The sequence below is a fragment of the Bacillus nitroreducens genome (assembly GCF_964021195.1).
In genome coordinates this window covers 1,889,952-1,901,912 of sequence record NZ_CAXHYI020000003.1, presented here as the reverse complement: position 1 = coordinate 1,901,912, position 11,961 = coordinate 1,889,952, and the positions used below count along the sequence as shown (strand labels likewise).

Genomic DNA, 11,961 nt, shown 5'->3' with positions numbered 1-11,961 from the left:
GTTAACCCACCACCTTATTGGCTTTTATTTGTTGTAGTTTTCCGTTCAGTTTTTCATAAGTTGTTAGAAATTGAACGATTTCTGTTTCTGTAAATTCTCCGATAATCGACTCTACAAGTTTATGAACCCGCTCCTCTGTTTTCATAAATAGTTCTTTCCCTTTATCAGTCAACGCTAGATAGACAAGACGGCGGTCATTTTCATCACGTGTTCGAGCAATTAAACCTTTTTCAAATAAACGATTTATAATTGCGGTGATCGCACTTTTCTTCACTTCAAAAACTTCTGCAAGCTCGGTTGACGTACATGAACCTACCTTGTTTATGTAGCGAAGTGTGTAATGTTGTTCATTTGTAAGGTCACTTCCAATTTGTTCTCTAACAAGTGACTCAGCCGTTGTATACACCGAAAATGAAACTTCCAAGTATCGGTCCACTAATTCCTTTATGTTTGTTCTAGTCAACACTATTCACCTCACGGAAATTTAATTCACCAACTTAACTGTTCAACTGTTTAACTATTAACGTAATTAAATATAATCCTCACTAAATAAATTGTCAATAAAAAAATATCTCCCTAATAAGAGAGATAGTAAACAACTTTTGTTACTGATTCAGTTCTTCGATATCCTTGAGTTTTAAGATTGTATCCTTATTAAATGTAACGTAATACTTTACATAGCCTGTATCATCTTTTACATATTCGACATTCGGGTCATCCATAATATTACCGTTAATTGTCACGTCTTCATACATGTAGTTATGTTCGTTTAGCACTGCTTGAATGAGTTTAGTTTCATTTAAAACATCTTCTTTTGTTGACTGGGTTGAATCTAATACAATATGCATGCTCATTGGCTTTTCTAACTTCATGTTTTTATTCCAATTAGTTGAAGCATCATAATGCCCTTTTTGTACCTCTATGGAAACTCCTATTCCTTTCACCATCGGAACCTGTTGCTTCAGCAGTTCGGTTATTTCTTTTTGTGCTTCTTCACTTAATTTTTCCATAAGGGGTTGATCTAAATTCTCTATATAAATGGAATCAATATACACATATGGCTCGATAAATCCCCTTACTGAAAATTCATATTTGTTAGGGCCATTATTACCCGATGTATGGCCTATTTCAATTACATCGAAATCATAGGTAGAGAATTTAAAATTATAGAAACCTTCTTCTATCCGGAAATTACGATCAGGATATGCTTCTTCTAAATATGTTTCCAATACTTTTGTTGAATAAAATTTGCTTACTGGATTCCCATTTGTTTCGTTATAGATGAAAAAGACAAACAAAACAAGCAAACCGATGATGAAACGATAGATTATTTTTCTCTTTTTCATTTCTCCTCACCATTCCTTATTTTCATATAGAAAAATCCAATCAAGCTACCTATGAATGCAAATATATAATGAATCATACTTACCAAAATAGAACCCATTACCGATTGTAATAAAAAAGGCACAAAAGAACTGTCAATTTTCCCATGTGCATAATCACTCATATTCCCACCGATTGACCACATAAAAATGGGAATAAACGAAACATAGAAAACAATTTTCATATCATTGTAAAATAGGTATGTGAGTAACCCAAGTACTGCGTACCACAAAGTAAAACCAAAACTGTCATTAAGGAGGGAGGTTTGAATAGCAAAATAGAATGAAAGACCAACAAAAATAAGTTGATAGAGCGCAAGCCTTCGTTTTATTTTGGTAATCATTTTATCGTGCTGGATAGGTGATTCGATCTCCTCCTTCAAAAGGGGAGTAGCTGTTTGGTTCACTAATTTTTGTAGATCCTCATTTTCATGTATCTGTTCTTCAAGCCATGTAGTTGTTTCCTCACTCAGAAGGCCCTCATTATATAGAGGAAGCAAGTCTTCAATGATTGCTTGTTTACGATGATCCATATTGATATCCCTCCATTTCTTTATGAAGCTTGAGTTTTGCCCGATGAAACGTTACTCTTGCAAAATTTTCACTCTTGCCAATTAAACTTCCAATCTCCTTAAATGATAATTCCCCATAAATTCGTAGGGTTACAATTTCTTTTGATACGTTATCTAACCGATTAATATAGTCAATTAGATTTTGTTTTGTCTCATTTTTTAACACTTCCTCCTCGGGTGTGGTGGAAATGCCAGATTCTTTCTTGAGTAACTCATTTAGTTGGTTCTTATATTTCTTTGAGCGGTAATACTTTAACAACCGATTTTTAGCGATAGAAAATAACCAGGTTTGAATTGTGGATTGATGTGAAAAGGAATGCAGACTTTTTAATGCTTCATAAAAAACCTCTTGGGTCAGGTCCTCGGCCACTTCTTTACTAGAGGTCTTCATTAAGAAAAAAGCATATATTCGTGGTTGTATTTCTTCATATAGATCCTCTAGTTCCATTTACCTTCCCCTTTCTATTTTTTGTGCTCAACCAATTAGTACCTTGAGATATGTTTTCGTTACAACATTTATAAAAATTTTCTTCACATGTAAAGAAATTCCTTTCAATTAGCAAGTTTGACTATATTCGTGCATAAGGATGTAGTACATGCTTATGAGAAGTCTATAATGAAAAGTTGAGGTTTTGTGAATGATAATCGGATTGTTAGTAATTCTTGTCCTTGTTCTACTATTGCCATTTTCAGTCAAGTTTGTTGAGAATAATTTAGAAATGTTCCTCTTTTTTATGGGACTCTTTGCAGCCATTGTTGGTGGTGTATTTAGTAGTCAGCTTTTTGTACGGGCAACTATTGATCCCATCAAAATTACATTAGCTGTGTTTTTTGCAGGATTACTTTTCAGATGGTTTCATTCTCCACTGCAAAATTCCATTTTTAGCTTGAGTCGAAAAATCCCGTTTCGGATATTTATCGGAATGGTGGTCATCATTCTAGGGCTAATTTCTAGTATCATTACAGCAATCATAGCTGCGCTTGTTCTTGTATTGATTGCTTCTTCACTTAGGCTGGATCGTACATCCATGATTCGTTTTGTTGTGATTGCCTGTTTTTCAATTGGGATGGGAGCTGCACTAACGCCAATCGGTGAACCATTATCAACCATTGCGATTAGTAAGCTAAACGAAGAGTTTTTCTTTTTACTCCGACTCATTGGACCACAAATTTTTGCTTCCCTACTTATTTTTGGGCTATTAGGTGCATTAGTGGTTGAACCTCCGAGTCGCAATAAAAAGGCGATTGAAAAAGAAGCAAACACGGAAACGTATGAAGAAATTTTCGTACGAGCTTTAAAAATTTATTTCTTCGTCATGGGGTTAACGTTGTTAGGTAATGGTTTTGAGCCATTAATTAATCGTTACTTCATTGGACTAGACCCTATGCTGCTTTACTGGGTTAACATGATATCTGCTATCCTTGACAATGCAACACTAGCTGCAGCTGAAATCAGTCCATCGATGGATCATTTCACCATCCAATCAATTTTACTAGGATTGTTGATTAGTGGCGGGATGCTAATTCCTGGGAACATTCCAAATATTATAGCGGCAGGAAAATTGGAGATTACGAGTAAGGAATGGGCAAAATTCGGTGTACCAATCGGACTTTGTGTTATGTTTGGATTTTTCACTTTCATTTATCTACTATAAAAATTAAATAAACTTTAAATAGCAGTTGAATTCGTCCATGAATTTGGCTGCTTCTTTTTATTTTAACAATTTTGAGTCTATTTCTGTTTAATTAGTAATAAGGCTGTGACTTTAAGTTTTGTATTACGTCTTAAGGATAACAAAAGAAATGCAGGGAAGGGTGAGTTTTTTGCCAGACAACACGAAGGAGGATATTACGGATTGGTATCAACTTTATAGTGATGCAATATTTAAGTATATCTTGATGATGATTAACGACTATCAACAAGCCGAAGATCTGACCCATGATACTTTTATAAAAGCATATAAAAAGCATCATTCCTTTCAAAAAAGGGCAAAACCAAGTACTTGGTTATTCAGTATCGCACATAATCTCACAGTAGATTACCTCAGAAAACAAAAACCAATAAAGATTTTTCAAGAATTGTTTCAATCAACAAAGGACACCACTCCATTGCCAGAAGATATTGTGGAAATTAAGGAAAGTTCAATCGAGCTATATAAGGCATTAAGCAGGTTAAAGCCCTCCTATCGCGAGGTCATCATTCTCAGGAAAATAAAAGAGTTTAGTACTAGGGAGACTTGTGAAATTTTGAATTGGTCAGAAGGTAAGGTTAAAACGACACTTTATCGAGCTATTCCCGCTTTAGAAAAGGAATTGTTAAAGGAGGGATATTTGAATGAAAAATCAATCAAAGGATAAGTCTAACGTGGATGAACAGCTAAAACAATTAGATCATGATATCATTTGGAAAGATGCTAGAAAAAAGAAACTTGAAACTAAAATCTTATTTTCGATGAATCGTGAACATCATAAAATGAAGGTATCCTCAGGATTTAGATATATGTTAAGTATTGGAGCGATGGTTGTTTTATTATTTTTTATCTTTCATTTTTTATCTGATAGTATCTTGAAACAAAGTGAAGAAAGCCAGTTAGGTAATCATGAGAATCAAAGCATCAATGAGAAAAATATCCAGGAAAAAGAATCTACCGAAAATGATAAAAGCCAGTCAGGTTCAAATGGACTAGCAGATAATGAAACAAAACTGGTAATCCAGTCAGGAGCTACTGAAACAGTAAGTAGACAAGTTGAAGGTATGGAACAGGAAGTGAAAGTGATTAATTATCACATACGACCCTATGGTTTAATTTATCAATTGGATGAGGTATTCGGTGCTCCTGTGGTGAGCGAAAACCAAATCATTTATTCATACCTTAATGATGAATATAAAATAAGATTAGAAATGGTCGAGCACACCAATCTCGAAAAAGCTGTTTCAAACCTGCAACAAAGGTTTAAAACAGAAGGGTATGAAGAAAGCTTTGCATTAGAAAACACACCAGTAGAAGAAAATCACTTGAAGGGAAAAATGCAATTCTTTGGACACTATCCAGTGAAAGGTTTTATTGCCTATGAGGTAGATGAACATGTACTAATCATTACATTCCAATTCCCAGAAGAAGGTGGAGATGGCATGTACCCCATCTTAAAAGACTTAAGAAAATCGCTTCATGTTCAATGATGACTTTACCATACTAATGCTTTACTCATAACTGCTTTGATGTGCTAACAGATACCATGACTATAAACCAATAGAATAGAAAAGTGCTCAATGTTTGCACTGAGCACTTTCTATAGGAATTATCCTTTAGTAGATCATTTATATTTTAAGGTATTTTTTTACAAATACTTTTCTAAACAGTTTTAATTAACTTCTCTTAAGCCTTTTCCATCTAAAATCTCCTGTATTCCTTCTTCGCATACCCCGTACGAACGCCATGAACATGATTCACAAACTGTTTGAATATCTGATGGAACTACGTTCTGTTTGATTCTAGTTTCAATCTCTTCCCATCTTACAATTTGCCCGATTCGAAGGCCCATTTGTTCTAGAATCTTTGCGTCCCTCTCATAAATGGAAGTATTTTGACAATGGTATTCGCCCGTATTCGGGTATTTTTCACATAAATGATCTGGTCCTTTTACAATCTGAATGAGAGTTTTCGGATTCTGTCGCAATGTTTGGTGTACAATCGTCATATTTTCAACATATTCAAGGGAATATCCCATTCCTCGATACCCCAATAGACAAAAAAGATGGTGGCCGCGTAACTTGTACATGATCGCCCTCCCTAGCTTGTTTTTTCCGTAAACTTAGTAACGATTGAAGTTTACATATATTTTACCTTATCCTTTCTTTTATTAAAATAAAAAAATGAGGTCAGGTTACGTCCTGGCCTCATTTTCACATAAAATTAGTCTCTATCATCATGGTCATCGTCGATTTCCTTCTCTAAAATGGTTCCATCGACTGCAGAAATTTCAAACTCGATTTCTTTGCCTTCATGCTTCATTTCAATATCATAGTGAAGATCATCATCTAATTCAATCTCTGTGATTGTACCTGGTGTGTCATTTTTGGCAATTTGTATTGCCTGTTCTTTTGAGATTTTCACATTTTTAGTAGACGCAATTCGAGTATCATCGTCATCGCGATCATCGTCTACTTTTATCACTTCACCTGTAGTTGCATTTACTTTTACATCTATATCATCATCATGTGTACCTCTAAGTTCAACCTCATAAATGAGCTCTCCATTTTCACGGTCAAGTTCAATCTCTTCTACTTGAGATCCTTTTACCTCTTGGATGGCAATTTCTTCTGCTTTTGAAAATGGAACACTTGCTTCTTTAGCAAAAGCTCCTACTCCTGCTGCTCCACCTAATACGACCGCCCCAACAATTCCTAGTACGACAAGTTTTTTCTTCATGTTTGTTTCCTCCTTTATTTGATCTATCTTTATCTTAGACAATGAAAATGAGGAAACTCAGAAAAGAAAATGAGAATTTGATGAGAAACGGGTGAGGTTTTCTAATAATGAAGCATCCTATGATAATTTAGCTTTAGCCAAACGAATTTGAACTGTTTATTAAAAAAACGGTCCTCCGCATCTATCATACGAGGGACTGTTGACAACTATTAGTCTTCAGAATATACCGATTTAACTTCACCTGAGATTGAATGAACTTGCACAGTATATTCTTCATCTTGAGCATCTTCAATTTCAATAAAATAGTAGAGGTGGCCCGCTTCTTCTTCGAGTTCAACATCATCTACTTCTCCTGGTACAACCTTCAAAGCAATCTCAATTGCCTGTTGTTCTGATATACGTTGAGTAGTTTGTGTTGGTGTCTTTGGTGTTTCAGGCTCTTGTTTACTTGGTTCAGGTGGATTATCTGCCACCTTCTTTCTTTCGACAACATCCACAATTTTACCAGTTGTTGTTTGTAATTTATATGTGGCTTCTGTATCGCCTTTTATGGCAGTTACATAATAATAGCTTTGATCTTGTTCTTCTTTCTTTTCAATGGTTTGGATTTCTCCTGCCTCTTCATTTGCTACTATTTCCCGTATTTCAGATTCTGTTTTTTCTTGAGATTTTTTGGATATCTGAGTGAGATTAGTCACATCACCCGTTTTTTGGCTAACATCGATTTCATAAACGCCTGAGTCAATTTCAAATTTGATTTTATAAATATCGCCTATCCGTTGGATTTCCGTGTTTTTCCCGTTATACATTTTTTCAACGAGGTTTATGGCATCACTCTCTGTAAGAGGTTCGGCAGATGTAAAGGTCTTAGTTAATTGCCAGATGACAATAGTTGCGATTAATATGCCCGCTACAGTGAATAGACTATTGCGAAGGGTCTTTTTTTTCATTGCACTCTCTCACACTCCATCCATTTTTGTAACAATTATACCTGCTATTTATGAGAATTTAATGAGATTCTTCAATAGGTAGCAGTATATTGGCTGTTGTTCCTTCCCCTTCTATACTTTCAAGAAATAGATTCACTCCGATCGCATCTGCTAATTCTTTAGCTAGCGAAAGTCCCAGGCCATAGCCCCCTGTTTTTCTTGCTCGTGCTTTATCTACTCGGTAAAAGCGGTCAAACACTTTTCCAACATCTTGTTCTGGAATCCCAATTCCTTGGTCTATGATTTTAATGCTTGGTCTATTCCGTTCTCGACCAATGACCACAATTACAGGTTTTTCACTGTATTTCAAAGCATTTTCCATCATTATATAAAAAACCTGTTTAAGCTTCTGCTTATCTGTATTGACTATGGACTCTTCTTCTACTATTACGGAGATTTCTCGTTTATACCCTTCACGGAATGACGTCACCGACTCGTCAACAAGTTGAAGTAACGATATGTTCTCGATTTCTAGTTTCCATTGTTCTTCATGTTTTGCCATTAAAAGCAGCTGCTGAGTTAATTCTCTCATATGAATCGCCTCAGATTGTATTGCATCTACTGCTTCATGAAAAAGCTTCGGATCTGTCTGACCCCTTCGTTTTAATAGGCTTGCATAGGAATCAATAACCGTTAATGGTGTTTTTAATTCATGTGAAGCATTCGAAACAAAGTTCTCTTGTTTTTCATAGTTCACTTCCAATAGATCCATCATTTCATTAAAGGTTAGACCCATTTCATACAATTCATCGTTTGATTCACTTGATAATTCAATTCGCTTATATTGACCACTTTTTCGAATGTCCCTCATCGTTTGGATCATTGCTGTGATCGGTTGTGTAATGACATTACTCAGTACTCTAGTCGATACGACTACAGGTATCGTTGCTATCAGGGTAACAGCGAGTAAAACTAGACTTAATGTCCTTAAATTTGCGGCTGTCTGTGAAAGGTCATCGACAATCTGTAGCTCAGCAATTTCTCCATTTTGCCAAATCATTGGCAATGAAATAAAAGCATATGGTTTGCCATTATATTCAATGATTTTTTTACTTTCCGTCTTTTGATAAGTTGATGGAAAGTCCTTTAGCTCTTTCTGTTCTGGAGCAAATGACAGCGGTCCTCCACTTCCATCCGAGTGTACGACCTTTAGCATACCGTTAATAGGTGTATATGTACTAAGCAAGGTCTGTGCAGGAATGGTATTAACCGATTCAGATATACCATTTAATGCTCGTATACTTTGCGCTTGTGTTCTATCTAATTCATTTTGAAACATCAGATGTCTAAACGTAAAATAAGACGCAATATTAATGAGGATCAACAAGACGATGAACAAAACAGCTGTAAATAGATTGATCTTTTTTCTTAGTTTCATTTCGATTCCTTTAGACAATAGCCCACACCACGAACTGTGTGTATTAAGGGTACATCATACGGCTTATCCATTTTATTTCGGAGGTACCTGATATACACATCGACTATATTTGTGTCCCCATAATAATCATAGCCCCAAACGGCATTTAATAATTGCTCACGATTTAGTACTTGTTGTTGATGTTTCATTAAATAGGCGAGCAACTCGAATTCACGAGGTGTAAGCTCAATGGAATCTTCACTGCGAATGACTTCACGTGTACTTTCATTCAGTTTTAAATCACCAATCTCTAGCCATTCACCTACTTGTCCAGTGCTAGTTATTGTCTGAGTTTGATTATTTCGTAATGCCACTCGGATTCTTGCCAGTAATTCTTCAATTTGAAATGGCTTTGTCACATAATCACTTGCACCTAAATCAAGACCAGACACCTTATCTTCAACAGAGTCTTTTGCGGTCAAGAGAATAACTGGGGTTGTCGCGTTTGTTACACGAATTCTTCGTAATACCTCAATCCCACTAAGTCCTGGTAACATAATATCAAGAAGAACCAAATCCCACGCTTCCTCTTGGAACATTTGTAAACCTGTACTGCCATCAAATGCTTTCCCAGTTTCATAGCCCTCGTAAGTCAATTCGAGCTCTAAAATCCTAGCGATTTTCTCCTCATCTTCTACAATTAATATACGATTTTTCTCCATCTCTAATGCGTACCTCATTTCTATGTACTATTCTATGTATTTTTGTTTTTTATCAGTTTAACCTGAATATAAAAAATTCCAACAATGGAAGCGATTGTTAGAATGATTTTACCCTCCTTTGTCCAAGCTGTCACATTATAACGAGTTACTTCGATGAGTATGGAAGGTATTCTACCACGTGTACTTGCAGTAAGGAATACAGCGAAACTCGCTACACTTACGTTTTTGTAAAGGTAACTAACCCTGAAGGAATAACAAGGAAACAATCGCAAGCAGCAAGCTATAGTAACTGCATATGCTTCATAATTCAGCAAAATGTCGATTTGTTTTTCCTTCATACAAGTCCTCCCGTTTACCTTGCTCTCATTATGCCATACTTTAAGTGTAATGAAAGATCACATGGATGAAAAGAATCCATGCGACCTATTTTATTAAATATTCAGTGTTATACTACTCTTCCTCAATTTCTTCCTCTTCAGCCCTTGGTCTTCTCCCCCAAAAGAACTCCCACACATCCATTCGCTGAGATTCCTGTTGTTCTTCATGTGTTTCTCTTTCATTTATATCTGCCAAAACCAACACCTCCTCATTCATTGTCGTTACTATCCTATTCAAGGTGTTGGTTTTCGGTTGGGATTTCGCCCAACCTAGACAATAAAAAAATGCTGACTTTTTCAGAGGGCACTGAAAAAGTCCCTTTCTAAAAATTGGTGTTGATTTCCGCTGCAGCCACTCGCTTTCCGCGAGCGGTCCGGGAGCCTCCTCGTCGCTGTGCTCCTGCGGGGTCTCCCCTGGCCACGCTTTTCCCGCAGGAGTCTCGTGCCTTCCGCTCCAATCAACATTAGTTAACAAGGTATTATTTTCTCTGAATTTGAGAAAATAATACCTTTAGCTTCTATTTTATAACGCTCTTTGGATTTATCTTTAAAATAGTCGCTTTCCTGAAATTCCATCTGTTCAGTATGTACATTTGATTTAATACTAAATAGCGAATTAAAACACAGACACGGGTATGATGTAGCGAAATCCTCGGGTCTAATTGGCATGGAATTACAAGGTGCCATGGCGATATTTACAGTAAATATAAAGCGGATTTTAAAACTATTAGGGTAATAACCCAGGGTAAAATGGTATCATATGCATAAAAAAGACGACTTTTAATTCAAAAAATGAATTTTAGTCGTCTTTTTTGATTTATCAATTTAATCACCTATAAAAAACGTAAGTTTTTCAGCTGCCTCCTTTTTCATCAGCATTTTTTTCGTTTCTATGATAAAATCCTTTTTTCTCCTTCGATTTTCTGGATTGGGGCAATGTTTTGAGAGAATTCCATTGTGCCAATATATTCGCCCGTTTCATCACGAACGGCAAAATATCGGATATACACATATTTTCCTTTTGTATTGATCCAAAAATCTTCGACATCTTTTCTTCCTGCTTTAAAGTCATCGAGTAAATCCTCTACAATATGAACACTCCTTGGTGGATGACAATTTTGTACGGTTCTACCAATAACAGCCTTTGTTCTTGCAAAAATACGCTCTTTTCCTTTTGAAAAATATCGAACAACATCGTCTTTATCAATAAACGTAATGTCAACTGGTAAATGATTTAACATTAATTCTAACTGTTTTAGGGACAAGAGGCCCGTTTCCATTTTTATAAAGCCATTAGTGGCAACCTGGTCATCCTCTATTATACTTCTTTTTGGCTTCCAATCATTGGGTGAAATCAAACAAAACCCGATTTCATCACTTTCATGCGCAATTTTTAACCATTCATCCTCAGTTAAATGATTTACTGACATTGGGAACAGGATATTTTCTTCACGATAAATCATTTCATGAATCTGTTCACTGAAAAAGTTGACCACCTCAATCACTGACTGTTTGTCGCCATTGTAATTTGATAATAATTTTTTAGCTTCCTTAATGGCATCTCGGATAAAGTCATCAATTTTCCACATCATATTCGTTGGTCCATAAATGCCGTACTTTTCTAAGTATCGAAAAAGAAGTTGTTCCTTACGCTCATAATGCTTACCAATATCCAATAAGAGATTGCAATCTTCAAGTAATTTTAACCGATTCTCTTCATGATCAGCCTGTTCAAAAGCTTGTAAATGTTTCAGTACTTTTTCATTTACATGTTTTTCAAGCTCCCTATTTTCAAGCTTAAATGTATGTACAGGATGCCCTGGTTGATCCTCTGGAAAAATTGTCCTACTTTCTTGTATTAGCTCCTTAAAAATTTCCCGATGTCTTGAACGAATTTCCGTTGCTTCATGTGGTTGAATGTTCTCCTCTTGCACCATCACATGCTGCAGCTTTGTCACCTCTTCTATCGTAATATAGCCAATTTTTTCAACTAATTTGGATTTGATTTCTTCTACCGATTTCCCCTGACGTAGCTCCAAAAAGCTTTGTTTGATAAGAGACTCTCTTTCCTTGTCATGGATTATATTTTTTTCACGATTATTGATAAGTTCACTCACACAAATTCTCCTTTC

At 35.8% G+C, this 11,961-nt stretch carries 15 protein-coding genes; 3 read left to right on the top strand and 12 right to left on the bottom strand.

What is annotated here, in order from left to right:
* Position 1: 1 nt before the first annotated feature.
* From ACWPVE_RS13005 to ACWPVE_RS12990, 4 genes are all read right to left on the bottom strand, one after another.
* Positions 2 to 463, bottom strand: coding sequence for a MarR family winged helix-turn-helix transcriptional regulator (locus ACWPVE_RS13005; protein ID WP_453993975.1), 462 nt, complete (start codon positions 461 to 463; stop codon positions 2 to 4).
* Positions 464 to 605: 142 nt separating this feature from the next.
* Complete coding sequence (locus ACWPVE_RS13000) at positions 606 to 1,346, bottom strand: YfjL-like protein (RefSeq protein WP_453993973.1); 741 nt, start codon at positions 1,344 to 1,346, stop codon at positions 606 to 608.
* Positions 1,343 to 1,915: a hypothetical protein gene (locus ACWPVE_RS12995; RefSeq protein ID WP_453993971.1), complete on the bottom strand. Its 573-nt coding sequence runs from the start codon at positions 1,913 to 1,915 to the stop codon at positions 1,343 to 1,345. The genes ACWPVE_RS13000 and ACWPVE_RS12995 overlap by 4 nt, the downstream gene beginning before the upstream one ends.
* A complete protein-coding gene (locus tag ACWPVE_RS12990; RefSeq protein ID WP_453993969.1) occupies positions 1,902 to 2,402 on the bottom strand; it encodes an RNA polymerase sigma factor in 501 nt (166 codons plus the stop codon). The genes ACWPVE_RS12995 and ACWPVE_RS12990 overlap by 14 nt, the downstream gene beginning before the upstream one ends.
* 190 nt (positions 2,403 to 2,592) lie before the next feature.
* On the opposite strand from ACWPVE_RS12990, the gene ACWPVE_RS12985 reads away from it, so the two are divergent.
* The 3 genes from ACWPVE_RS12985 to ACWPVE_RS12975 all read left to right on the top strand — a co-directional run bounded on the left by ACWPVE_RS12985 (position 2,593) and on the right by ACWPVE_RS12975 (position 5,135).
* The gene (locus ACWPVE_RS12985; protein WP_453993967.1) at positions 2,593 to 3,609 is read left to right on the top strand and encodes a DUF1646 family protein; all 1,017 of its coding nucleotides are present in this window, start codon (positions 2,593 to 2,595) and stop codon (positions 3,607 to 3,609) included.
* Between the two features lie 160 nt (positions 3,610 to 3,769).
* Positions 3,770 to 4,312, top strand: coding sequence for an RNA polymerase sigma factor (locus tag ACWPVE_RS12980; RefSeq protein ID WP_453997518.1), 543 nt, complete (start codon positions 3,770 to 3,772; stop codon positions 4,310 to 4,312).
* Complete coding sequence (locus tag ACWPVE_RS12975; RefSeq protein ID WP_453993965.1) at positions 4,290 to 5,135, top strand: hypothetical protein; 846 nt, start codon at positions 4,290 to 4,292, stop codon at positions 5,133 to 5,135. Before ACWPVE_RS12980 ends, ACWPVE_RS12975 begins: the two co-directional genes overlap by 23 nt.
* A 182-nt stretch (positions 5,136 to 5,317) precedes the next feature.
* On the opposite strand, the gene ACWPVE_RS12970 is transcribed toward ACWPVE_RS12975, so the two are convergent.
* From ACWPVE_RS12970 to ACWPVE_RS12935, 8 genes are all read right to left on the bottom strand, one after another.
* Positions 5,318 to 5,734 (bottom strand): DUF1284 domain-containing protein, encoded by a 417-nt coding sequence (locus ACWPVE_RS12970; RefSeq protein ID WP_453993963.1) that lies wholly within the window; start codon positions 5,732 to 5,734, stop codon positions 5,318 to 5,320.
* Between the two features lie 134 nt (positions 5,735 to 5,868).
* A complete protein-coding gene (locus ACWPVE_RS12965; RefSeq protein WP_453993961.1) occupies positions 5,869 to 6,384 on the bottom strand; it encodes a PepSY domain-containing protein in 516 nt (171 codons plus the stop codon).
* A 209-nt stretch (positions 6,385 to 6,593) separates the two neighbouring features.
* Positions 6,594 to 7,334: a PepSY domain-containing protein gene (locus tag ACWPVE_RS12960; protein WP_453993959.1), complete on the bottom strand. Its 741-nt coding sequence runs from the start codon at positions 7,332 to 7,334 to the stop codon at positions 6,594 to 6,596.
* A 58-nt stretch (positions 7,335 to 7,392) separates the two neighbouring features.
* Complete coding sequence (locus ACWPVE_RS12955; protein ID WP_453993957.1) at positions 7,393 to 8,751, bottom strand: sensor histidine kinase; 1,359 nt, start codon at positions 8,749 to 8,751, stop codon at positions 7,393 to 7,395.
* Positions 8,748 to 9,452, bottom strand: a complete 705-nt coding sequence (locus ACWPVE_RS12950) for a response regulator transcription factor (protein ID WP_453993955.1) — start codon at positions 9,450 to 9,452, stop codon at positions 8,748 to 8,750. Before ACWPVE_RS12950 ends, ACWPVE_RS12955 begins: the two co-directional genes overlap by 4 nt.
* Before the next feature lie 32 nt (positions 9,453 to 9,484).
* Positions 9,485 to 9,790 carry a hypothetical protein gene (locus ACWPVE_RS12945; protein ID WP_453993953.1) on the bottom strand — a complete coding sequence of 102 codons (306 nt, stop codon included), beginning with the start codon at positions 9,788 to 9,790 and terminating at the stop codon, positions 9,485 to 9,487.
* A 112-nt stretch (positions 9,791 to 9,902) separates the two neighbouring features.
* Positions 9,903 to 10,025 carry a hypothetical protein gene (locus ACWPVE_RS12940; RefSeq protein ID WP_453993951.1) on the bottom strand — a complete coding sequence of 41 codons (123 nt, stop codon included), beginning with the start codon at positions 10,023 to 10,025 and terminating at the stop codon, positions 9,903 to 9,905.
* A gap of 694 nt (positions 10,026 to 10,719) precedes the next feature.
* Positions 10,720 to 11,946 (bottom strand): DUF438 domain-containing protein, encoded by a 1,227-nt coding sequence (locus ACWPVE_RS12935; RefSeq protein WP_453993949.1) that lies wholly within the window; start codon positions 11,944 to 11,946, stop codon positions 10,720 to 10,722.
* Positions 11,947 to 11,961: the final 15 nt, after the last annotated feature.